This window comes from Chryseobacterium glaciei (genome assembly GCF_001648155.1).
Lineage (GTDB): Bacteria > Bacteroidota > Bacteroidia > Flavobacteriales > Weeksellaceae > Chryseobacterium > Chryseobacterium glaciei.
On the sequence record NZ_CP015199.1, the window covers coordinates 3941585 to 3967163 of the forward strand.

A 25579-nucleotide genomic window follows, 5' to 3' on the forward strand; every position below is an offset into this window, starting at 1 on the left:
ATTAATTTTTTAAAAGTTGATGATCTTTTTTCGGATTAAGTAAATTAAAGGCAGTTTTAGGTAAAAACCGATTTATTAAGCTGAATAATTTTGCATCACCTACTTTTAAAGTGTACTGATTTTTTGATAAACCTTTGATCATGCCTTTTACCATTTCTTCTGCTGAAATTTTTTTATCATTTCTTCCTGCAGTCATTTCTGTTGCAACAAGAGGTGGGATGAGTTCAAATATTTTTACACTACTCCCAATAATTTTTAAATGTTCACGAAGGGATATCGTATAAAAAGCCAGTGCTGTTTTAGATGAAGAATAAGTCGCTTCAATTAGAGAGGGAGCTTGGCTCAATATTGAGGTGGTGTTAATTATTGCAGCTTCATTTCTTGATTTAAGCATATCCAGAAAAAGATTATTCAGCCTGATTACACCTATATAATTAACTTCCATTTCGTATGCTGCGCCTTTAATATGGTTATCGTTTGCAATACCTAAATTTGATGGGGGCACGAGAACAGCAGCATTATTGTACAAGATGTCAATACCGCCCAATTCTTTTACTGTATTAAAAAGAGCTTTTGCATCTGCTTCATTTCCTGCATCACTTTGTACAGCAGTAATGAATGGGAATGATTTTTTAACTGCATCTAATTTAGCCTGATTTCTTCCGGTAATAATCACTTTTGCACCAAGCGCTGAAAATTGTTTGGCTGCTTCTAGCCCAATACCTGATGCACCACCTGTGATCAGGATTGTTTTTCCTTTTAAGTTCATATCTTTTGAGTTTAATATTTTAAAAGTATCTGTTCTGTGATTGGATTTATCAGGGAGTATATTTTTTGCTGTCTCCAACCGGAATTTCAACATTATTTTTTCTAAAGCGGTAAACGGTTCATTGGCTATTTCCGATGGTAGATTAGCCTTGACAGTACCAATTTCTGGTGAAAATCAAGTATTGATCAAAATCGGGTACACTTCGTATATCGGACTTTCATTTAACTTTTCTTTAGAGATTATTCAGATAAAAAAGTATAATCAGTATAGACTTTTTCGCCCGGTGTGTAAAACGTACTTTAATTAGGGGGATTGAGTGCTGAATCTTTTCTCAATGTATTCTGCAGTCAGTTCAGTTATAGTATGCTCCGCGTTGCCGCAACGGCTGCGAGTCATGGAAGCCATAACGATTTTGTTTTCTAATTCTAAATCGTTGAGCTGAGAAGGTTCAAATAATGATATATTACTCATAATGTAGTCTTGTTAAATTTATTTATATGAAGAAAATATATATTAAATATACTTTTTAGTTTATTTAATGATAAAAAAAATCACTGCGCATAGCGATCTAATTCTGCTTTTAAATTTTTAATTAGCGATTGCATGGGCTTCATGGTATTCATAGTCCGGCACATTACAATACCTCCTTCTGTAGCCGCAACAAGCTTAAAGGCAAAAACAGCAGGTTCGAGTTCAGAAGAGTACTCTCCATTATCAATACCTTCTTTCAAAATGGTAGTCAGTCCTTCTTGTCCCAATCGAAATATAGCTGCCACTTTTTGTTTTATCAATGGATAATTATCATCAACTTCAACAGCCGTATTGAATATCGGGCACCCTCCCGAAACATAAGTGTTAATCGGGTCTTTGTAGAAGTCAAGGAATGCAAAAATTTTAGCTCTGGTCGTTTTCGCATTTAACACAGCGAGAGACATTCTGTCAGAAACTTTTTTTAGCATCAGATCAACCACTTGCGCAGTAAGATCGTCTTTATTTTCAAAATGACCGTAAAGACAGCCTTTTGTCAGTTTAGTTTCCGCCAGCACGTCATCTATATTCACACCGGAAATACCTTTCATATTGTAAAGAGGGGCTGCTGTTTCCAGGATAAATTGTTTGGTTTTTTCTGCTTTCGTCAACATTGGTCATCAAATTATATCGCAAATATACTAAAAAGTATATTGTAAGCGATTTTTTTTTTTTGAAATTAATATATGGGAATATATTTTAAGGCAACAACATATTTAAATATCATGATTCATTTGTAGGTTTTTTAAATTTCCTTTTTCCCTCAAGGCTAAAACTTTTATTCATTAATTTAACTTCGGTTAAAGGTTCGAGAAGGGTGAATAAAATGGGCTATAAAAATAATAATTAGTCTAAATGAACTTGCAACTATTTTTGAGACAAAATTTATATACTCTTTATGCTACATTTTTAGATGGATTAGACATTAAATTTTGATACTCTTTTAGGGTTAAATTTCCTAAAGCCGAAGGCCTTCTCTGAGTGTTGTAAAATGTTTCTATATATTCAAACACAGAGTTTTTAGCATGACCTCTAGTTTCATATTTATTTTGATAGACAAGCTCGGTTTTAAGAGTTTTGAAAAAGCTCTCTGCTACAGCATTGTCATAGCAATTTCCTTTTACTCATCAATTTTTATTTAATTTAAGGTATTCTTGATGTGCTTCGCAATTCCTCTCATACTTAGGGTAATGTTTTTTCCGATTATTGACATGAATTCTGTACACGCATACTGTATTCCTCTGTCAGAATGGAAAATTAAACTATCATGATCCTGTAAATGACGGTGAAGCCGTGCCATTTTCAAGGCAGCAATACTGGTATTCTGAGCCTTCATCGTCTCACTCAATGACCAGCCGATAACTTTTCTGTCAAACAAATCAATGACTGTCGTGAGGTATAACCAACCCTGGCCTGTGCGGATATAGATAATATCAGAAACTGATGTTGCTAACTTTGTTAGGACAGGATTCTTATACCCTTTAACTTTAATATTATTCTGAAAGTTTGAAAGTAAACTCGTTTCTCGGATCTGTCTTATAGGCATTTTTTTGAGTAACCGGAGAAATACCGAAAAGAGGGGAGTACGTTTTCACTTTTACGGTTTTATTATCTGGATAGAACTCAATAATTCTTAGCCAGCCGTCACCTCCGTTGCCATCACGATGACCGCCGCCTTCACTCTGCATATCAAAAAGCATCTGATTCACGTTTTTCCCATAATTATTAGAATCTACGCGGAAACCTTCACCAGAGATATGACCACTTAACACAAGCTCAAGGTTTTGAGAAGGCTGTATCAGCTTTTGCCATATCTGTTCTCCGTTATTAGATTCCGGAAGCACGATGGTTTTGGATTTTTGAGGCACATTGTTTACTAAGAAAGGCTCATACATAAACCACGAATTAGCTTTTTCCGTTCTCTTGTCTTTCTCATTCAGAAAAGCATGGGTTATTAAAATCGATTTATGATTTTTGTATTGAGGCATATCCAACACTTTTTTAGCCCATTCTAACGTTTTATCTCTCGGCGCAAATTCAAGGCTAAGAAATAAATAGTCTTGACCATTTAATCCTTTAAGTTCCAAAACAGAATTTTCCATGCTTGGAGCACCGGCATCATTAAAAAAGTTCTGTGCTAAATATTTCTGATTTAAACTGTTAAAATTGGAAGGAAAAAACTCATTATAGCGAGAAAATCTTCTGCCTTCACCATTAATACTAAAGTCATGATTTCCTGTTGCAGCTACATACGGTACTTTTCCATTGAGCCTTCCTAAGATTGATTGTATAGATTTCCATTGATCATCTGCACTTTGATCTCCGTCATATCCTTGATTAAGAATATTATTATGTTCCACCAAATCCCCAACCTGACAGACCATTTTAATGTTAAGTGGAGAAATGTTGTCTTCAATCCATCTTACCATCAGATCTAAAATCGGCTGATTTCTGTTCCATTTCACATAGTTTTGTGTGTCCGGGATCAGAATGATGCTCCATGATTTTTGATTGTCTAATTTTGGCTCCTGAAATTTTTCCTGCCCAAAAATCACTGCAGACAGCAGTAATAGCAAGATTGATATATTCTTCTTCATATATTCTTTTTATAATTAATATCCGGGATTTTGTTTTAAATTAGGGTTCGCATCCATTTCCGATTGCGGGATCGGCCAATATTCATCTTTGTTTAGTCTGTAAACCACTTCCTGCGTAGAAAAATATCCTGAAGCCTGTGAGTGATTATAGATAGGATTTGCACTTTCATCAAAGCCGGTTATTGCTGATTTTGACCAATTGTTTGCGTTGCGGTTTAAGTATAAATATCCGTTCATCACATTATTTGCGATGCCCCAACGTCTTATGTCGTACCATCTTAATCCGTCATTTGCCAATTCTACTTTTCTTTCATATCGAAGGGCTTTTCTCAATTGAGCTTGTGACATTCCTGTACTTAAAACCGGCATTTTTGCACGTGTTCTAATCTGGTTAATCGCATCATAAACAGAATTATCCAACTGATTCGACTCAATTTTTGCTTCTGCATAAATCAATAGTAATTCCGGTAATCTGAAAATTCCGACATTTAAATCTGAATTTCCACTTACTGAAGTAGAATTAAAGTCAGCAATGTCAACCACTTTTCTCCATAGATAACCACTGAAAGAACGATACGCATTGGTAGCGTCGGCATTAGCAACTTGTGTCGGTGCTCCAACTGACCAGTAATTGTTTACTTTTACGAAAGATGTATTCGGCTCAAATTGATATCCAAGATATCTTGAGTGTGGTCGCACGGCATACATATCAAGACGCGGATCTCTGTTTTTAAACGGATTTGTTTGATCGTACAACGGGGATTCCAGTATGGATAAACCATCTGTCATTTCATAAGAATCGATAAGATTTTGAGTAGGTCCCCAGTAGCAAACTCCTTTACCCAAACGAGATGCTGCGTAATATTGCTGATTATGAAGATATCCAGGTACATTAATATTGTATTCGGCAACCCAAATCCATTCTTTGCTACTTGAAAAACCAGTATGTCCAAATATATTACTAGGATCCGGTTCTCCTACAGTATGATCTTTACCTGCATAATTTACAGAAGCATTAAATGGTGTTAAACTATAAACACCTGCTGATAAATCTAAAGCTTGCTTTGAAGTAGCTGCGGCTGCGGTGTATTGTTTCGTATAAAGTTCAATTCTAGCTTTTAACATCAAAGCCGCTATACGAGATGCACGCACATTTCCGTACTGCGATTGTGAGATCGGAAGTTGAGGTGCAACAGCTCCAAGTTCATCAATAATAAATTTCTGAATTTCTGTAACAGGTGTTCTTGGAACATTCGCATTGTCAAGCGTAACGGCTGCTTTTATTAATGGAACATCCCCATAAAGCTCGATCAATTGAGAATAGGCGTAAGCACGGATAAATCTCAATTCTGAACCAAGTTCTGCCTTTTGTGATTCGGTAAGTCCTGAAATTCCATCCAGTTTATCAAGTACTGCGTGGCATCTTGCAATGGTTTGATAATGAACTTCCCACGGTTTTATGGTTAATGCATTGGTTGTAGTAATAGAACTCGTGATAGGGGATGTATAATTGGTTCCCGGTCTTGCATATCCGATATCCGTAATATTATCCATCACGTGCCAAATAGGAGTACTGGCTGCATCCAAAGTACTTAAGTTTCTGTAAGCTGCAAAAAGACCCATTTTTCCTTCGTCATAAGAGGCGGGGAAAGTTCCGGATGTTGGCCCGTTAAGTGGTTCTAAATCCATATCTGAGCTTGAGCACGAAGTGACCGTAGCCAATAAAAATATTTTTAAAAAGTTTTTCATTTTTTTAATCATTAAAATTTAACATCAATACCGAATGAGTATGTTTTTACTTGTGGATAATAGTTTCCACCTCCCAGAGCAACACCGTCAGAACTTCCTGCATTGTAGTTGATTTCCGGATCATATCCTTCGTAGAATTTTGTGAAAGTCAAGAGGTTTTGTCCGTTCATATAGACATAAACACTCTGCAGGAATGTGTTGTCTATAAAAGATTTAGGTAATTCATATCCGATCTGTAGATTCTTAAGACGCATATAAGCTGCACTTCTCATCCACATGGTAGAGTTTTGCGTATTGTTTGTAGAGGTAAGAGAAACACGTGGAAATTGAGCATTAGGATTTTCTGGTGTCCAATAATCGAGCTGCCAAGGTTTCACGGCACTTGAGTTTACGGCAGGAATTACATAATGTGAATCCAAATATCCGTCAACTTTTCCAACACCCTGTATTAATGCTGATAATCTGAAGCCTTTATAAGAAAAATCCATATTAAATCCATACGTATATCTAGGAACTGTACTTCCGATAATGGTTCTGTCGGCATCTGTAATTTTTCCGTCCCCGATTGGATTACCATTGGCATCAAAAGCTCCGGCAATATCTTTGTATCTGATATCTCCAGGCTTTAAAGTTCCAAATTGTGTCGGTCCGGCAGCGATTTCCGCTTGATTTTGATATAATCCATCAGCGATAAATCCATAAATAGAATTCACTGAAGAGCCCACCTGCTGACGAAGAATTGTTCCCGAAGACTGACCTTTCATATCAAGAATTTCATTTTTGACGTCAGAAAGATTAAAACCGATATTCATTTTAAAATCTCCCCATTTTTCATTGTACTGAGCGCCTATTTCCCAACCTTTGTTGCTTACCGTTGCAGCGTTTTGAATGGGTGCCTGTAAACCTGTAAGCTGAGAGGTATTTAATCTTAAAAGAATTCCATCAGTTTTTTTATTGTAAACATCAAAAGTAAGGTCTAATTTTTTCCATAAGGATAAATCAACCCCAACACCAGACATAGTGGTTTCTTCCCATTTCAAATCAGGATTAGACATGATTAATTGCTGGATTGTTTGATATACCACTCCGTTCATAGAAGTACTTCCCAATGTTAATGGTTCTGAAAACGGATAATAAGAAGAACTGATATTCTGATTACCTAATTTTCCCCAAGAACCTCTCAGTTTTAACTGGCTGATTGTTCCTTTTAAACCTTCGAAAAAGTTTTCTCTTGAAACCACCCAACCGGCAGAAAATGATGGAAAAACTGCCCAACGGTTTTTACCGATAAATCTTGAAGTTCCATCGTATCTTACATTAGCTTCAAATAAATATTTTTGAGCGTAATTATAATTGAATCTCCCGAAAGCAGAAACTAACAGCCATTCGTATTCTGCTCCTCCATTATCTTTCGTCTCATTATCTGCACCAGCATCCAATACTTCATAATTATCATATAAAAAATCTCTTCTGTATCCGGATAATATTTTTTCATTATAAGTTTCTCTTGAAGCTCCTGCAAGAAGCTCAAAACTGTGCTTCCCAAATTCTTTTTTTGCGTCTGCCTGAAACTGATAAGTTCCGTAAAACTGACGTCTCGCAGATTCTGTAAGTTCTGTGAAAGTGTTGGCAGAACCTGCTTCGGTTCCATCTTCGTAATAGGTGGGTACACTTTTTCTGAAAAGATGGATATTGGTCGTGAGATAGCGTGGGGCAAAAAGACCTTTTAATGTCAGCCAATCTGTAGGTTTGTAAGAAATATTAACGTTTCCTATAAACTCTAAGTTATTTTGTTTACGATTTCCACCATTTTCAATAAAACCAACGGGATTAATTTTCACCCATCCGTCAGAATAGTTATTACCATAATAAATTGGAATATTGGTGGGCATTCTGCCAAGATAATTCCAGACGGTACCTTCATCAGCAATCTGTTTTCTGTCTTTGTTTACGAATGACATATCCAGTCTGATATTCCATTGGTCATTCGGTGTAATATCCATATTATTACGGAAAGTAAACCTCGTAAAGTCCGTGTTTTTAATAATACCTTCCTGTTTTGAATACCCAAATGACGGCGATACACTTATGATTCCTGATTTTGCTGATAACGAAAAATAATGATCCTGCAAGAATCCGCTTCCCTGAAGGATCGCTTTTTGCCAGTCATAATTGCTTGGGTCTTTCTTGTATGCTTCCGAAAAAGCATTGATGGCTTCATCACTGTAGATCTTTGTCCCATTGTCATTCATGCTGGCATCATTAAATACCTTCATGTAGGTAAGACCGTCGGTAACTTTTGGTATTGCTGTAGCTCTTTGCCATCCTGTGTACACTCGGTATTGAGCGGTAAGTTTATTTCCTTTGGCACGTTTTGTCGTTACAAGAATAACTCCACCAGCTGCTCTGGAACCATAAATTGCAGCAGAAGCAGCATCTTTTAGAATAGAGATAGACTCAATCATATTGACATCGACATCATTGATATTTCCTGCAACACCGTCAATGATAATAAGAGGATTGCTATCTGAACCTCCAAAACTGTTGATCCCTCTGATTCTGATGTTTCCGGCATCACCTCCAGGCGCACCTGTTTGTGTCGTCACCGTAACACCGGCTGCAAGACCTTGTAAAGCATTTCCGGCTGAAAGTACCGGTTGTCCTTCTGCTGTTGAACCTTTCACAACAGATACAGATCCTGTGATAATGGATTTCTTTTGTGTTCCATACCCAACAACTACAACTTCTTCTATTTTTTTCTCCTGTTGGTTTATAGTATCATTTTGAGGTTTTATTTCATTTTTATCCAAAGAATTAGTAGAAATTAATTTTCTAAGGGTTACTGTGTTGTTCTGAATTTGATAATCTAAGGGGACACTCTTTTTAAGATAATCTAAGCTTTGCTTTAATGATGAATAGTTGATTTTGCTTTCATCTACCCAGATATTTTTAAAATCTGAGGCAGAATAAAAGAATTTTGTATTGGTAGATTTCTCTAATTTTTTAAGTATTTTGACTAATGACACCTGCCTTTGATTGTTTGTAACAGGCGTGCTGGCTTGGGTTTGAGCATAATTTAGCACAGGAAGTCCCATAGCCGCGAGTAAAGCAATAGAAATTGCAGTTTTTTTCATAAATTTGATAAATTAATTTATTATTCTTTAGCGAGATTTGAATTAAATACAAGCACTGATAACGCCACATTATTGGTGCTGTTTTATTTAATAGAGAGTTATTTCATTTTCATTTTTAAAAACAGTTTTTAGGTTAAAGGGGTAATTTATAATGGAAAGAATTTCTTTTAGATTTCCTGAGAATGAGCCTGATACTTCATTTTTAGCAATGTTTTTCGGATAGGTAATTTTGGCTCCGTATGTATTTTCTATTTCAGTTATTGCATCCTCGAAGGTGGTGTCTTCAAAGGTGAAATTCTTTACCATACTCATTGCATAATAATGAAAATCACTTTTTGTCGGAGACGTGCTCCAGTTTTCATTTGGAAGGAGATAGGTTAGCTTGCCGTTGTGATCTATTTTTACTTTTCCTTCAAACAGTTTTACCTTTTTTTCTTCTGATTTCTGATCAACTGAGAATTTTGTTCCCAAAACTTCAACACTGAAACCACCTGCATTTACGATGAAAGGTCTGGATTTATCCTTTGCAATCGAGAAAAAACCTTTCCCTTGAAATTTTACATTTCTGTATTTCTTTCCAAAATCTTTATTGATGGATAATTTGCTGTAAGGTTCCAAAGTGATAACGCTATTATCGGATAATCTGAACGTTTTAGAAAATTCATTGGATTGCAATACTAATGCTGTTACCAAATCTTTTTTTGTTTCTTTTGAATAAAAATCTTTATAAAAAAACAGGATTCCAAATAGAGGCACTAAAATAGCCGCCGTCATCCAATAATATTTTCGCTTATTATTTTGCTGAATTCTCCCGTCTATTCCCCTCCAGATTCTGGAGTCGGTTGAAGAATCTATTTCCTGTTTTTCTTCGGAGACGGTTTTCCAAATTTTTTCCAAATATTTTTGAGAATCTTTCATACAATTATAATTACGCGGTAAAATAAAAATATCCACCCCGAAGAGATGGATTTAATGATTTGTTTATATTGATTAATATTGGGTTAAAATAGATTTAAGTTCGCCTTGATGTATCGGACAACTTTAGTGACTTGTTTTTCTACCGCTGTTTTTGAGATATTATTTTCTTTCGCAATCTGAGAATAGCTTATTTTCTCTAATTTGTTTTTATAGAAAAAAGTAGTGCTTCTTTCAGGAAGTTCTTCCAGAAGGTTTTGTATTTTTCGTAATTGTTCTTCTTTAAATTCAGCATCATTTTTTTCTGAATCGGCTTCATCTTTTATCAAACTTTCATCCGAAAAAGAGAAGATCATTTTATTTTTCCTGTAAAAATTAGCAACTTCCTGTTGAGCTGTTTTGAAGATAATAGCTTCTAAAGTCTGGGGATTTTTAAGAGAGGAAGAATGTTTCCAGAGATGTACAAAGATCTCCTGTACAACGTCTTCCACATCTTCCATATTGGAAATAAACTTTTTGACAAAAAAGTATACTTGATGTTTGTAATCTAAATATATTTTTTTAAAATATTCCATTATAAGGCACGACACGGTTTCAATGCTTGGCAAAAGTAATGAATTCGTGTTGTGCCAATATAAAGTATATATTAAATTTAACATCGGTTATCTCCAAAGTCGGGAGATTTCAGAGAGTAGGGGATGTTGAAATGTTTTCGAATTAAGTTAAATTAATGATTATTAGTGTTTTATAACTCATTAGCCTTAAGCGATTTATTTTTTAGGCTTCAAAGAGAAATTATCCACATAAACTGCCTGATGCACTCCATTCAGCAAAACTTTCATACCTAAATTTGAATCTTTTTTTAAAGAAATGTCAAATGTTTTTTTACCTCCCTCTATTTTAGAAGATTTAGCTATTGAAACATATGATTTTGCATCGGATGTATTATTTATAGAGAACAGTTCAAGTTTCGTTTCTCCGCCGTTGTCTGAAATATCAAAGGTTAATGTATATTTTCCGGCTTTAATTTTTGGAGTCACCAGATACATATTTTCTCCGGGGCTGCTCATCGAATAAAATATAATTTTTTTATCGCTTGCATAAAGCATTGCCTTTCCTTGTTGAGCAGTCCAGCATTTGTTGATCTCTTTCCAGGTATCAAAATTTTCGGTAAGTGTGGATACAGTTTTACACTGTGCATTTGCTGTTAGAAACCCTCCAAAAGCTATTATTCCCGCAAATACGATTTTTTTCATATGTCAATTATATATTGTGGGGTAAAAATAGTTAAAAAAGGTTGTATTGAAAAGGCTTTGCTTAATAGTATAATTAGCGTTTAGTATCAAATATGATTATTCCAAGAACCATATTTCAAATAAACTTCCTTTTTCCAAGGGTCTGTAATTTAAATACCCTTTATGGGCTTCAATAATGCTTTTACTAAGCGTCAAACCGATTCCCGAACCACTGATTCTGGTCGTGAAAAACGGAAGAAAGATTTTGTCTTTAATTTCATTTGAAACTCCGATTCCATTGTCTTCAACGCTTAAAACTGTTCTATTATTAAGTATTTTGATTTCTGTTTTAATGATTTTCTCAGCATTGTCTTCAACAGCGTAGATTGCATTTAAATAAAGGTTTATTAAGCATCTTTCGATCATTTTTTGATCTGCCGAAATGGTCTGATTTTCCAATGAATTGATGATTGTAATATTATTTTTTTCAAATTCGGGTTTTAAGAAATTAAGTGCAGATTTTACGATTTGAGTTAAAGAAATGGTTTTGAAAACAGGTTTTGGTAATTCCGCAACTTGTCGATAATCGTCCACGAAATTCAATAATTGTTTTGATTTTGAACTAATTATCGTTAAGCTTTCCTTCATTTCCTGTTGATCTTCTTTTTCAACAACATCTTGATTGGCAATGTATTCCAGATTCTGAATTAAGCTGTTGACCGGCGTCAGCGTATTCAGAAGTTCATGAGAAATTACTTTCATCAGATTATTCCATGCATGCTTTTCCTTTTGCTCGATAATCTTTTGAACAGATTCCAGACTGATGATACAGAAACGGTTTTTCACATTCTGTACTTTTTTTGTTCGCAGAGAAAACGATTGTTTTACATTTTCATTGATCGAAATATCAAAGAATTCCTGAGAATTTTCGTAATTCGCCTGTTCTATGATCTTATAAAAATTGGGAGTCTTGGATTCATATAATTCCCATGAATTGTATTTCGGAATTTGCAGAATTTCTAAAAAAACAGGATTTACATAAAATACTTCCCACTCGTTATTTTTCTCGGAAAGAATCATCAGTCCAATTTCCAATTGATTCAAAATTTCTTCATACAGAAGCTTATAGGAAGAGTACGAAAGATGTTCTTCTTTACTTTGGTAATAGAGTTTTACTGCATTGTCCAACAAAATATTTTCCTCTGTTTTGGGAAAAAGAGAGAAATCTTTTTTCTGAATGGTCAACAATATTTTTTCAGTTTTCTGAATAAATGATAACGCTGAAAGTTGGGCTAAAATAATACACGCAATAGCAATAATCGTAAATAAACCGAAATTAATCCACTTATTCTGTGAATAAAAATCAAACGCGAAAATCCCGCTAACGACTGCCAGCACGATAAAAACTAACCAAATAAGCTGTTGTTTTTTCATTTACAATTCAAATTTTTCCATTCTTCTGTAAAGTGCGGCTCTGGATAATCCGAGATCTTCGGCGGCGAGAGAAATATTTCCTCTGTGTTTTTTTAAAGCTTTTTTGATGAGAATTTCTTCCATTTCCTCAATATTTAGGTTGGTGATTGGATTGTCAGCTTCTTCATCCTGTGGCATTAGTAATTTAAGGTTTTTATCGTTAGAAAGAATTAAGCTTCTTTCAATGCAGTGATCCAGTTCACGGATATTTCCCGGCCAGGAATAATTTACTAGTTCCTCAATTAAGTTTTCGTTAAGAGTAAGCTCTGTTTTATGATATTTCTGCTTGTATTTTTCCAAGAAATAATTTCCCAACGTTGGAATATCTTCCACTCGGTCTCTCAGATTTGGAATCTGCAATTCTACGGTGTTTATTCTGTAATAAAGATCTTTTCGGAAACGGTTTTCAGATACCGCTTTTTTCAGATTTTCGTTGGTCGCGAAAATAAATCTTATGTCTAATAATCGTTCTTTACTTTCACCCAATCTGGATAATTTTCTATTTTGAATAAGACTTAGCAATTTGGTTTGAAGGTGAGACGGAAGATTTCCTATTTCATCCAAGAAAACAGTTCCGTTTTGGGCATTTTCAATTTTTCCGGAATAATCTTGATTGGCATCTGTAAAAGCACCTTTTTTGTAACCGAATAATTCCGCTTCGAAAAGATTCTCAGAAAGACTTCCTAAGTCAATGTGTACAAAAGGCTGGTTTTTTCTTTCCGATAATTCGTGAATATGTTCGGCTAAAACATATTTTCCGGTTCCATTTTCACCTAAAAGTAGCACATTAGCATCAGTTGCAGCAACTTTTGTAATTTGATCCATCACGGCCTGCATGGAAGAAGATTTTGTATCTAACTGATATTGATTGGTTTTAATACTTACATTTTCCCACTGATTCAGTTTTTTATTCTTTCGTGAAATATCCACAGCCAGATTGACGGAAGCAAATAATTTTTCATTATTCCAGGGTTTTAAAATAAAATCTGATGCCCCGTTTTTAAGAGCTTCAACAGCCAATTCAACTTCACCATAAGCCGTCATCAGAATGATCGGAAGTTGAGGTTCTAAAGTTCTGATTTCCTGCATCCAATACAATCCGTCGCGTCCGTTTTCAAATCCTTTTCGGAAATTCATGTCCAAAAGAACGGCATCGATTTGTTGCTCGGCCAAAAATTTCAAAATATTCTTTGGTTGACTGAGACAGCTTACTTCCGTGAAAAATTTCTTAAGCCAGACTCTTGCCGAAAATAAAATATCTTCGTCATCATCAACAATTAAAATATGAGCTTCTTTTTTTCGCATTGTTTTTTATTTGTATTTGGTGTGTGGTTTTTAGTGTTTAGCTTTTAGGGATTCGAATGTAATTTTTACAATAATCAAAAACCAAACACTAAACACCAACAACTAAACACTAACAACCAATTAAAATGTCCGTTTTCGCACAAAAAGTGTCCGATAATGAACAGTCCTGAAATGAATAAAATTATTTTCGTTCACATTTTCAGACTCTTACAAGATTATAAATCTCTGGTATTTGATTTGTCTAATATATTGTAAGTAAATTAGTTATCTCAAATATGGATACGAAAATAGTAAAAAAGAAGTCTAAATTAAAATTAATATTAATCATCGTTGCTTCTGCGTTGGCAGTTTCGGTTTTTGGTTGGTATTTTCTGAATCAGAAAAAAACGTATAACGTGAAGTTAGAAGACATTCAGGTGGATGAAGTTACGGTGGGAAGATTTGAAGATATGTTGATGGTAACCGCGCAGACACAATCTTTAAATTCATCATTGGTCAACGTTTTGGAAGGTGGTGCTGTAAAAGAAATCTTTGCAGAAGACGGACAAATGGTAACCAAAGGTCAGCCAATCGCACGAGTTTACAACCCGAATACGGAATTCAATTATCTGAATCAAGAAACGGGAATTATGCAGCAGATCAGCCAGATGAGAAGTACGCTTTTGGAACTTAAAAATCAGGAATTCAATCAGGATAAAGAGTTGCTTCAATCTCAGAACGATTATAATACGGCATTGCAGTCTTTCAATCTTCAGAAAAGATTATATGACGCAGAAATCGGAAAGAAAACAGATTACGATATAAGTCTTCAAAACCTAAATTATCAGAAACAGAGAAAAGTAATTGTAGAAAAAGGTGCTTCGAGTGAAAAAGCGTCCAGAAATTCTCAATTCTCAGCGATTAATAATTCTATTAATCAAATGGAAAAAAGTTTAAATATTCTTCGTTCCAACAAAAACAATTTCCTTATTATGTCGCCTGTTTCAGGAAGATTGTCATCGTTCAATATTACGCTTGGGCAGAATCTTACAAGTGGCGAAAGTATTGGAAAAGTAGATTTGATGGGCGGTTACAAACTTATTGCAAAAGTGGATGAATATTACATCAATAAACTTCAAAACGGGGTTAAAGGAAGTCTGGAAAGCAATGCAAAGCAATTCGGAGTTATTATTACAAAAATTCTTCCGGAAGTAAAAGACGGACAGTTTTCTGTAGAACTGACTTTCATTGATGCAAAACCTGAAAACCTGAAAATAGGAATGACCTTCGGAGTAAAATTAAAATTATCTGCCGATACCCAAAGTATGATGATTCCGAAAGGAAATTTCTACAAAGACACCAATGGAAAATGGATCTTTGTCTTAAAAGGTAACAAAGCTGAAAAACGCAACATCAGTCTGGGAAGAGAAAATCCACTGTATTATGAAGTAGTTTCCGGATTGAAACAGGGCGAAAAAGTGATAAGTTCTGATTATTCTGAGATTAAAAAATATGAAATGCTTGATGTTCAGAAATAAAATGAATCCTCAAGCAAAATAAACAAACTTTAAAAAATTAATAAAATGATAAATATTCAAAACATTTCAAAAGTCTATAAAACCGAAGACGTTCAAACCAACGCATTAAACAATGTAAGTCTAAGCATAAAAGAAGGCGAATTTGTAGCAATAATGGGGCCTTCAGGCTGTGGAAAATCAACCTTTCTTAATATTTTGGGGTTGTTGGACAGCGCTTCATCAGGTTCTTATAAGTTTGGAGAAACTGAGACTATTAATTTAAATGAAAGAAAAAAATCTGACATCAGAAAGAAAAATATAGGGTTTATTTTTCAGAATTTTAATTTGATTGATGAATTGACAGTTTATGAAAATATCGAACTTCCATTGATCTACAATGGAGTTTCGCCTTCCGAAAGAAAAAGACAGGTGGAAGAGATCATGGATAAAATTAATATCGCTCACAGAGCAAAGCATTATCCACAACAGCTTTCCGGCGGTCAGCAACAAAGAGCTGCCGTTGCAAGAGCGTTGGTAACGAAACCAAAACTGATTCTTGCCGATGAACCTACAGGAAATCTGGACAGCTCCAACGGAAACGAAGTTATGAATCTCTTGGCAGAGCTACATAGAGAAGGATCTACCATTGCCATGGTAACGCACTCTTCTTACGATGCCGGTTACGCCTCGAAAATTGTGAATATGAAAGATGGAGAGATCTTCTCAGAAGAACATTCTTCCCAGAGAAAAGATGTTTTCGAAAAAGCAGATGCTAAGAATTTTGGATCATAAAATTCTACAAAAAATACATTCATTCATCCTTATTTTTCAAAAATTACAGAGAGCAGTTTAGCGCTGTCTCTCTGTAATTTATCACCACTTATTACATCAATTATGATAAACAATTGGCTAAGAATTGCCTTCATCAATTATAAAAAGAATTGGCTCTCAACCATCATCAATTTGTTTGGATTGACGATTGGGTTAACCGGATTTATGCTCATCCTGATGCATTGGAATGACGAAGAATCCTTCGAAAAATGGAATCCTAAAAAAGACAGTATCTATTATTTCCAGACTTATAGTAAAAAAGATAATGTGTACGGAGCAGCCATTTCGATTCCTTATGCAGAGAATGCTTTGAAACGTATTTCGGAAGTACAGGATTACGTATTAATGACCAACACAGGTGCTTCTTATAAAATGACAACAAAGGTAAAAACTGCTTATCAGGAAAATGGTTTTCCGGTAACCGAAAGTTTCTTTAATATTTTTCCTTTCAAATTAATTTCCGGAAGCTACAAAAATGCACTTAAAAATGATACAGATATTGCAATTTCCACCGTTACTGCCAAAAATCTTTTTGGAAAAACGGATGTAGCTGGCGAAACGATCAAATTCGATAACAAAAATTATATCGTAACTGCCGTTTACGAACTGCCCAAAGGAAATAGCCAGATAAAACCTGATTTTGTTTACAAACCAGCTGAACAAATCCTGAATGACAAAGAACAATGGGGAAACTTTAATTATGCAGGTTTTTTCCTTCTGAAAAAAGGTGCAGACCCGAGAAATTTTGAGAAAAAATTTCTGGATATTATTATGATTCGTGCCAAAATAAATTCCAAAGAAGGTGGAATGACACCACAACAATACATTGATCTATACGGTCCTAACGACTCATTACTTACCCCTATTGATAAAATAAAACTGCACGCTGAGTCAACTTGGTTTGGAAAACCTGACTTCAAATCAATAATCATTCTGTTCACACTTTCAGTATTGATTGTGATTTTATCAGCTATTAATTTTATTAATCTAAAAACAGCTCAGGCTTCTCAAAGAGCAAAAGAAATTGGTGTGAGAAAAGCGATTGGAGGTACAAAATCGAGTCTTGTTCTGCAGTTTTTAATGGAAACTTTTCTTATTTGCATTGCTTCATATCTTCTTTCATTGGCATTAACAGAGCTTCTTCTACCAAGCTTCAACAAGTTTTTTGATAAGGAAATCGTAATGAATGACTGGCACATTTACTTCTATTCATTTGCAATGGTAGCTTTGGTTACTGTTATTTCCGGATTGATTCCAGCTTTATATTTATCAAATTTCGAAGCGATAGAAACTTTGAAAGGAAACTTTGCCAGAAGCAAGCACGGCGTTTGGCTGAGAAACGGGATTTTGACTTTACAATTGATTATTTCATCATTCTTTATCATTGGTGGACTGATTGTTAACCAACAGGTAAAACATATGATGAACAAAGATTTGGGTTTCAATGGAAAGCAGATTTTTCAGATTAACTTTAATGAATATAACAATGGGAAACCGTGGTTGAAATATGAAAGACTGAAAACCGAAATGGCAAAAATTAAAGGTGTAGAAAGTATTTCGTTTTCGGAAGCGCCACCAGGAACTACCAATCAGAGCAGCTCCAATATGGATTATATGAATACCAGTATTCAGGCTCGCCACGGTTCTATGGATTATGATTACCTTCAGTTTATAGGTGTGAAACTTTTAAAAGGACGCTGGCTGAATCCAAAATTATCCTCAGATACTGTTAACAGTGCATTGGTAAATGAAGCTTTTATAAGAAAATTCGGATGGACAGATGAGCAGGCAATGAAAAGAGATATCAGACCAGGATTTGACAATAAGCCTTATCACATTATTGGAATTGTAAAGGATTTCAATATCAGAAGTTTGAAAAGTGAAGTGGAGCCAATCATATTTTTCCATTACAAAGAGACTGAATGGAAAAGATTCAACGTCTTTAATATTCAGCTAAAATTAAATGAAGATGATATCGATGGTACGGTAAAGCGAATCAAAAATTACTGGAAAAAAAATGAAGAGCCTGGTTATCCTTTTAATTCTTATTTCATAGATAAACAGTTTGCCAAAACATTTGAAACCTATCAAAAACAACAGACTCTTTTCACTATCCTTAATGCGATGGTTTTGATGGTTGCATTGCTAGGTTTATTCGCTTTGTCATCATTAATGATCGAACAGAAATTGAAAGACGTTGCCATCAGAAAAACGCTTGGAGCATCAGACAGTATTTTGATTCTTGGGTTAACGAAACAGTTCCTTTGGATTACATTCACTGCCGTTGTTATCAGCATTCCGATCAGTTATTATTTAATTAATGAATGGCTGAAAGACTTTGCTTACAGGATAGATATGCCGGTTTGGCCATTTATTTTCAGCCTTATTGTTTTGCTGTTGCTTACGTTTTGTGTGGTAAGTATCAAAGCGTATCAGGCCACAAAAGTGAATCTTGTAAAATACCTCAAATACGAGTAAGCTATATATCACAAGCTTTTCTATCAATTATTAATTATCAACTGTCAGTCAATAAATTATGAAAAAATTATTCTTCATACTCATCATCAATCTTTTTTCGGCTCAGCAGGTTTGGACGCTCGACCAATGTCTGGAATATGCAGCTACAAATCATCCGTTGATAAAACAGGCTACGGTTAATATTCAGAAAAATGAGCGTCAGATTTCTGCTGCAAAAGGAATGTTGTTGCCATCGGTTGAAGCTGGAGTTAATCATAATTACAATTTCGGATTGGGGATCAATCAGAATAATAACCAAAGAGAAGCTATCAATACACAATACGATAATGTGTACGCACAAGCCAATTGGGAACTGATGAACTGGCGAAATTATCTCAATATTTCTTTATCAAAAATTAATAAAGAGAGTTCAACGTACAAAATGAAACAGGCTCAAAATGAAGTAAAACTGAATGTTATCCAAATGTTTTTCAAATATCAGAACAGCAAAAGCTGGCTGGATGTTTTGGAAACTCAGATCTCAGGAATCGAAGACCAGATTAAACGAACCGAGAAAGAAGTTGAAATAGGAAATCGACCAAAAAGCGATGTGTACGATATTAAAGCAAACCTTGGAACTTTGCAGGAACAGTGGGTTTCTGCAAAGAATGCCAGGGATCTTTCTAAAATAAATTTATTGAATGCGCTGGCCATCACAAACGATTCTTTAGATTTTAAAATGACTGAAGAAACTCTATCAGATTTTGACTTTAATGATCCTGAATTCATTAAAAACTTGCTGGAGAAAAATCCTGCTTACAAAACCGTAATTACAGAAATAAACGCTGCCGAAAAGAATATCAGTATTGCAAGATCTGCCTATTTGCCGACGCTTAATGGTTCTTACAACTGGTCGAGTTTTTACAGCAAGGTTTTGGGTGAATCTGCCGACCCTTTTTCGGATCAGTTTAAAAGAAATAAAAGTCAGCAGGTTTCTTTTGGACTTTCGGTTCCGATATTTAATAAACTGCAAGTGAAAAACAACGTTGAAATTGCAAAACTGAATGTTATTAATTATAATTATGAGAAAGAAATTGTGATTAATAATTTAACTCAAAGTATCAATTCTATCAAAGTACAATTCCAGAATTCTGAGGAAAAATATACTTTATTGAAATCAAATTTTGAAAATCAGAAATTATCTTTCCAAAAATCAGAAGAAAAGTACAAAGAAGGATTAATGGATGCGTATACGTTTTTTGTTGTGAGAAATAACTGGCTTCAGGCAAATTATAATCTGATCAACAGTAAAAATGAAGTGATGCAACAGACAGAATTATTAAAAGTACTTCAGTTTGATTATTGATCTGTCAAAATTTATCTTCTAATTTAGTAATAAATTAAAATTGGGATCTTAGGAAATAATTAATTTCATTTAAGTTTTAAATATTAAAAAGAATATTAATAAACTGCCTCAGAAAGTTAGATACTTTTTGGGGCAGTTTTTTTATATGAATAGCACTATTTATGGTCTTTTTTAAGTATAAATCCATAAATTACACAACTTTATACGATTTTAAAACGAAATAAATGCAAAATTTAAAGATAATAACTTCTATTCTTGGACTATGTTCAGTCTTGGTATTTTCTCAGGATTATAAAACTTCCTCAACTGTATTGAAAGGAAAAGAATTCCCGAAAGTTGATACAGAAAGAAAAACTCAGTTTAAAGTTTATTTTCCGGAAGCAAAATCTGTTGTATTAGATGGGGGAGATGGGATGAAAAATGTAAAATCTGTAATCGCTAAAGATAAAGACGGCTTTTGGAATGTCTCCACTTCGCCTATGGGTATTGGTTTTCATTATTATTGGTTCAATGTAGATGGTAAGCGTACCAATGATCCTAATACAGAACTTTACTTTGGTTATGGCCAGCCAACAAGCGGAATTGAAATTCCTTCCGGTGAAGATTTTTTCTTTGAGAAAAATGTAAAGCACGGAAAAATTATTAATGATAGTTTAAGTTCGAAAATTACCAGCGGAAAACGAAATTTCAAAGTGTATCTTCCACCCAATTACGGAACTGAAAATTTTCCTGTTTTATACCTTTATCACGGAACCGGTGAAGATATTACGGGTTGGGAAAAGCAAGGTTATATCAGAAATATTCTTGATAATCTTTTTGCCGAACAAAAGGCAAAAGAAATGATTGTCGTGATGGATTACGGCGTTGCCCTAAATCCTGAACAGGAAAAAATGCCTGACGATTATCCAAGAACTGTTGTTTCAACTAAAAATCTAGATAAGATCGTCGTTCAGGAATTGATTCCGTATATCGAAAAAAAATATAAAACCGACGGTAAAAAATCCATCGCAGGTCTTTCTCGCGGGAGTTATCAGGCGATGTTGATCGGAGCAAATCATCCGGAATTATTTTCAGCAATTGGTTCTTTCAGTCCGGTTATTTATGAAGGAACAGAGAGTCAGCCTTTTAAAGAGCTTCCTATCAGTAATTTATTAAAATCAAAACAAAAACCTTTCTTTTTTATCGGAATTGGAGAAAAAGAGGATGTGAAATTTTTTGAATATAATAAAACCATAATTAATTATTTAAATCAAAATAAATATCCTTATTCTCAATACAAATCTCCTCAAACATACCACGAATGGCTGACTTGGAGAAGATGTCTTTATCAGTTTGCACAGAAGGTTTTTAGGTAAAGGGGTTGGTTATTTATGATGACATACTTTATTCATATTAAATATTACGAAGTCGCATCGTTCTTAAATCACTATTTTTAAGGATAATTAAGATGAAAAATGGAAGAGATATTTGAAACTTTTACCCCTAACAATGTATTGATTAAAAAATACGTTGATTACTATTATTTGGATATAAAACCAAATAACATAATCAATGAGTTTCAATGTTTTCCTCATTTTAATAATACAATCTCGCTCTATAAATCTCATATCAGGGTAGAAGAAAGAGACGTAATTTTCAGCGAAAAAGCAAATGCATTACAGATTTTCACCCCTATCCGGCAGAAATTACTCAATGTAAAACAACAAGGGAAAGTGTATAGAATTGTAATTGTATTTCATCCTTTGGGAATTCAGCAATTTTATGAAAATCTAAACTTTGCAGATTATATTGCAAATTTTGATTTTTTTAATCAAGATGAACTTAATGAAATTTTTTCAACCATAAATCTGGATACCTTAACAGATTCACTTGATCTATTTTTAGAAAAAAGATTTAAATATTTTGACCATTCTATTTTAAATAAATCAATTCAATATATTTTTGATAATTTTGAAAATTTTACTGTTGGAAAACTTTCTGTAGTTCTGGGGATAAGCAGGCAACATCTGAACAGAAATTTTCAACATCATTTGGGTATTTCAGTTAAAAAATTCCATGAAATTGTACTATTCAGGAAGACTGTTAATAATAAATTGTTTGAGGATCCCAATAAAAGCTTTACCAAACTTGCTTATGAGTTTAATTATAATGACCAATCCCATCTTAATAAAGCCTATAAAAACCTTACAGAAAATTCACCTAAAAATTTCTTTGAAAAAGGAACTGTTTTAGGTAATCAAGACACATTTTGGAGTTTGCAATAATAATTTGGCATGTTCCATTTTTACAAGTTTTTACGCATTAGTATATATAGTTTTGTCTCATCAAATTTTAGGTTTTATGAGATATTCTATAACATTGAGTTTACTTTTAATTAGTTTTCTTGCAAGTGGGCAAGAAAGTTATTCGGTATTGACTCAAAAGGCATTAGAAACCATGTGGAGATCCAAGGATGAAATTGGTTATAAAAAAGCATTGAATATGTATGAGGAGGCTTTTAGAAAATTTCCTGATAGTATCGATGGAACCGGGCTTTACAAATCTTCTGTGATTGCTTCGGAATTAAAAGATTATGATAAAGCTTTCAAATACCTTACGCTGCTTGCCAAAATGAACACGGATGAAGATGGCTATCCTGGATGGAGTTATGTTCTTGGAGAATCTGCAGAAAGTGAATATAAAAATTTACTTGATGATCCAAAGTGGAATATTTTAAAGCAAAATGCAATCAAAGACAAGAAGACGTTTTATAAAGAGTTAAGTAAAACTGAAGAGGAGTTTTATAAAATAAAAGAATACTCTTTTAATGAAAGCGAAATGGGAAATAAGATATATGAGAAAATAAAGAATTATGATCCCTATTTACCAAAAAAACAACAGGATTATTCCATTACCTTTAAAATTAATGACTTTGCAACAACGTCCTATCATATTCATTTGCCTAAAAATTATAATCCAACAAATAAATATCCACTTCTTTTCTTTCTTCATGGCGCGGTTCGTAGTAATATATTGGTTGATTATCAAACTGCTCAGGAAAATTTAGGAGGATGGAACAGGTTTTACACTAAATACGCAGATTTAAATAATGTGATTTTAGTTTTTCCAAAGGGAAGTGAAAAATATAATTGGATGACATCCGATGACGGTTTTTTTATGATACCGGAAATGTTAAAACAGATTAAGAAAGTAATCAATGTGGACGATAATAAAGTTTTTATTTCGGGGCATTCTAATGGAGCAACAGGTTCATTTTCTTATTTAATGAAACAGCCTACACAATTCGCTGGCTTTTATGGATTTAATACTTACCCTAAAGTTTTCACAGGAGGAACTTTTGTTGAAAATATAGAAAATCGCTCATTTATTAACTTTTCTACTGATAAAGACTACTATTATCCACCCAATGCCAATGATGACTTGGTAAAATTAATGAACGGAATAACGGCAGATTATAAAGATTACCGCTATAATGGTTTTCCTCATTGGTTTCCTCAGTTTGATGAATCGGAACCTGCCTATCAAATCGTTTTCAAAGATTTAAAGAATAGAAAAAGAAATCCTTTCCCCAAAGAGATTTCTTGGGAATTTGATGATGATAAATACGGTAATATTGATTGGTTGTCTGATGTTAAGCTTGATACTCTGACATCAAAAGCTAACTGGCATAAAGAATTGAATTTTAAAATAACAAAATGGATGAGTTATGATAAAAATGATAGTTTAATTGTTGAGAAAGTTGATAGAAATGCTTTTGATTTCAAAAGAAAATCAGGGAAAATAAAGGCAAAATATGAAAATAATACTTTCCATATTGAAACGTCTCGTATACGATCTTTCTCTATTAATCTTTCACCCGAAATGATTGATGCAAATAAAAAAATTAAAGTATATGTAAATGACAAATTGTATTTCAATAAAAAGGTAAAATACGATCAAAAATTTATATTATATAATTTTGAAAAAAATAGAGACAAAGAGCAGGTTTGGATAAATTATATACATATCAAAGTATAAATCAGAATAAAGTATTATTTTAATGTTAGTTAATTTAATTTTCCATGATAATAATTTTTATTTGCTCAAAATTCTTCTGGAATAATTTTATTGAAACTAATAGCTGTTAATTTATTGGTTTTTAATATTTTATATTTAAATAAAAGCCGTTTTTAAGTAATACAAAAATTTTCATATTATTATCCTAAAGTATTTTTCCGTCCATTTATTTTTTTACTAATTAGCATTTCCGTAATTTTATACTCCGTAAAATAGAATTCATATAAATATCAATAAAAATGGATAAATATAATTACGGGATGATCGGTCTCGGAGTGATGGGGAGGAATCTTCTTTATAATATTGCCGACAATGGCTTTTCGATCGCAGGATTTGATCTTGATACCGAAAAAGTAAAAGAATTACAGGATGGTGCAACTTCGGAAATGAGGGTGAAAGGCACTGCTACTTTAGAAGATTTTGTATCTGCTTTAGAAACGCCTAGGAAAATCATTCTGATGGTTCCTGCCGGAAAACCTGTAGACGCAGTTCTGGATAGTATTACACCACTTTTAAGCAAAGGAGATATTGTTATTGATGCTGGTAATTCTTATTTCAAAGATACAAACAGACGTGTTGCCGATCTAGCTTCAAAAAACTTACATTTTATGGGAATGGGAGTTTCCGGAGGTGAAAAAGGTGCCAGAACAGGCCCGAGTATCATGCCTGGTGGAGATTTGGAAGCTTTCAATCTGCTTCAGCCAATGTTGGAAGCAATTTCTGCAAAAGTTGATAACGAAGCGTGTACAGCTTATATGGGAAAAGGTTCTGCCGGAAACTATGTAAAAATGGTACACAACGGAATTGAATATGCTATCATGCAGCTCATCAGCGAAGCTTACGATTTACTAAAAAGAGGAGCGAAACTAAATAACGATCAGCTTTACCAAGTTTTCAAAGAATGGAATAATGGCGAAATGAACTCATTCCTGATCGAGATTACCAGAGATATTTTCCAACAAAAAGATGAATTGACAGACGGTTATCTTGTAGATCAGATCCTAGATAAAGCCGGAGCAAAAGGAACCGGAAAATGGACTTCTGAGCAGGCAATGGAAATCGGGGTTTCTATCCCAACTATTGATATTGCAGTGACTTCAAGAATTTTATCGGCGTATAAAGAAGAGAGAGTTCAGGCTTCTCAATTATATGCTAAAAGTGAAATTGCAACTCCGGAAAATACAGAATTATTCATTAAAGAAGTGGGAGACGCTTTGTATTTAGCTACATTGATTAGCTATGCACAAGGTTTGGCTTTATTGGTGAAAGCGTCTGAGGAATATCAATTTGAAATTCCATTAAAAGATGTTGTGAAAATCTGGAGAGGTGGTTGTATCATTCGTTCAGTTTTACTTGAAAAGTTTTATTTAGCGTATACTAAAAATTCTAATTTATCTAATATTTTATTGGATCAGGATATTTCTGTTATCGTTAAAGATAAAATCGATTCATTAAGAAAAACGGCTGCTTTTGCTGCTTCAAACGGAGTTTCAAGCTTAGGAATTCAGACTGCTTTAGGATATTTTGATGCGTATACAACAGAATCGCTTCCTGTGAATTTAATTCAGGCTCAGCGTGATTATTTTGGAGCTCATACCTATCAGCGTACAGACAGAGAAGGTGTTTTTCACACTTTATGGCAAACTGCAACTCATTAAAAATTCGGAA

Annotated in this window: 20 protein-coding genes and 1 pseudogene; 8 read left to right on the plus strand and 13 right to left on the minus strand. The window is 33.9% G+C overall.

Features of this window, described 5'->3' with window-relative positions; all coding sequences use genetic code 11:
• Position 1: 1 nt before the first annotated feature.
• The 13 genes and pseudogenes from A0O34_RS17765 to A0O34_RS17815 form a co-directional block, all read right to left on the minus strand.
• Positions 2-769 carry an SDR family oxidoreductase gene (locus A0O34_RS17765; protein ID WP_066759810.1) on the minus strand — a complete coding sequence of 256 codons (768 nt, stop codon included), beginning with the start codon at positions 767-769 and terminating at the stop codon, positions 2-4.
• Between the two features lie 303 nt (positions 770-1072).
• The gene (locus A0O34_RS22840) at positions 1073-1240 is read right to left on the minus strand and encodes an oxidoreductase (protein WP_157886057.1); all 168 of its coding nucleotides are present in this window, start codon (positions 1238-1240) and stop codon (positions 1073-1075) included.
• A gap of 80 nt (positions 1241-1320) precedes the next feature.
• Positions 1321-1911, minus strand: a complete 591-nt coding sequence (locus tag A0O34_RS17770) for a TetR/AcrR family transcriptional regulator (RefSeq protein ID WP_066757649.1) — start codon at positions 1909-1911, stop codon at positions 1321-1323.
• A gap of 282 nt (positions 1912-2193) precedes the next feature.
• Positions 2194-2403, minus strand: a pseudogene (locus A0O34_RS22845) (IS3 family transposase); the annotation flags it as partial.
• Between the two features lie 32 nt (positions 2404-2435).
• Entirely contained in the window at positions 2436-2843 is a 408-nt protein-coding gene (locus A0O34_RS22155) for a DDE-type integrase/transposase/recombinase (protein ID WP_082891197.1), read from the minus strand.
• Positions 2791-3894: a metallophosphoesterase gene (locus A0O34_RS17780; protein ID WP_066757651.1), complete on the minus strand. Its 1104-nt coding sequence runs from the start codon at positions 3892-3894 to the stop codon at positions 2791-2793. Before A0O34_RS17780 ends, A0O34_RS22155 begins: the two co-directional genes overlap by 53 nt.
• Positions 3895-3909: 15 nt before the next feature.
• Complete coding sequence (locus A0O34_RS17785; RefSeq protein WP_066759811.1) at positions 3910-5643, minus strand: RagB/SusD family nutrient uptake outer membrane protein; 1734 nt, start codon at positions 5641-5643, stop codon at positions 3910-3912.
• An 11-nt stretch (positions 5644-5654) separates the two neighbouring features.
• On the minus strand, positions 5655-8777 hold the full coding sequence (locus A0O34_RS17790; RefSeq protein WP_082891199.1) for a SusC/RagA family TonB-linked outer membrane protein: 3123 nt from the start codon (positions 8775-8777) through the stop codon (positions 5655-5657).
• Positions 8778-8864: 87 nt separating this feature from the next.
• Positions 8865-9695 carry a FecR family protein gene (locus A0O34_RS17795; RefSeq protein ID WP_066757652.1) on the minus strand — a complete coding sequence of 277 codons (831 nt, stop codon included), beginning with the start codon at positions 9693-9695 and terminating at the stop codon, positions 8865-8867.
• A gap of 83 nt (positions 9696-9778) precedes the next feature.
• Positions 9779-10351, minus strand: a complete 573-nt coding sequence (locus A0O34_RS17800; protein WP_082891200.1) for an RNA polymerase sigma factor — start codon at positions 10349-10351, stop codon at positions 9779-9781.
• 111 nt (positions 10352-10462) lie between these two features.
• A complete protein-coding gene (locus A0O34_RS17805) occupies positions 10463-10948 on the minus strand; it encodes a hypothetical protein (protein WP_066757656.1) in 486 nt (161 codons plus the stop codon).
• Between the two features lie 96 nt (positions 10949-11044).
• Positions 11045-12361, minus strand: coding sequence for a sensor histidine kinase (locus tag A0O34_RS17810; RefSeq protein WP_066757658.1), 1317 nt, complete (start codon positions 12359-12361; stop codon positions 11045-11047).
• A complete protein-coding gene (locus tag A0O34_RS17815) occupies positions 12362-13705 on the minus strand; it encodes a sigma-54-dependent transcriptional regulator (protein WP_066757661.1) in 1344 nt (447 codons plus the stop codon).
• Positions 13706-13980: 275 nt separating this feature from the next.
• Here A0O34_RS17815 and A0O34_RS17820 point away from each other — a divergent pair, with 275 nt between their 5' ends.
• The 8 genes from A0O34_RS17820 to gndA all read left to right on the plus strand — a co-directional run bounded on the left by A0O34_RS17820 (position 13981) and on the right by gndA (position 25569).
• Complete coding sequence (locus A0O34_RS17820) at positions 13981-15222, plus strand: efflux RND transporter periplasmic adaptor subunit (RefSeq protein ID WP_066757664.1); 1242 nt, start codon at positions 13981-13983, stop codon at positions 15220-15222.
• Positions 15223-15267: 45 nt separating this feature from the next.
• Positions 15268-15993: an ABC transporter ATP-binding protein gene (locus A0O34_RS17825; protein ID WP_066757667.1), complete on the plus strand. Its 726-nt coding sequence runs from the start codon at positions 15268-15270 to the stop codon at positions 15991-15993.
• 102 nt (positions 15994-16095) lie between these two features.
• Complete coding sequence (locus A0O34_RS17830) at positions 16096-18510, plus strand: ABC transporter permease (protein WP_066757670.1); 2415 nt, start codon at positions 16096-16098, stop codon at positions 18508-18510.
• A gap of 58 nt (positions 18511-18568) precedes the next feature.
• Positions 18569-19855 carry a TolC family protein gene (locus A0O34_RS17835; RefSeq protein ID WP_066757673.1) on the plus strand — a complete coding sequence of 429 codons (1287 nt, stop codon included), beginning with the start codon at positions 18569-18571 and terminating at the stop codon, positions 19853-19855.
• A 224-nt stretch (positions 19856-20079) separates the two neighbouring features.
• On the plus strand, positions 20080-21210 hold the full coding sequence (locus A0O34_RS17840) for an alpha/beta hydrolase-fold protein (protein WP_066757676.1): 1131 nt from the start codon (positions 20080-20082) through the stop codon (positions 21208-21210).
• A 99-nt stretch (positions 21211-21309) separates the two neighbouring features.
• Positions 21310-22119, plus strand: coding sequence for an AraC family transcriptional regulator (locus tag A0O34_RS17845; protein ID WP_066757678.1), 810 nt, complete (start codon positions 21310-21312; stop codon positions 22117-22119).
• 76 nt (positions 22120-22195) lie between these two features.
• Positions 22196-23872, plus strand: coding sequence for an alpha/beta hydrolase-fold protein (locus tag A0O34_RS17850; RefSeq protein ID WP_066757681.1), 1677 nt, complete (start codon positions 22196-22198; stop codon positions 23870-23872).
• Positions 23873-24150: 278 nt separating this feature from the next.
• On the plus strand, positions 24151-25569 hold the full coding sequence (gndA, locus tag A0O34_RS17855) for an NADP-dependent phosphogluconate dehydrogenase (protein ID WP_066757684.1): 1419 nt from the start codon (positions 24151-24153) through the stop codon (positions 25567-25569).
• The last annotated feature ends 10 nt before the right edge of the window (positions 25570-25579 follow it).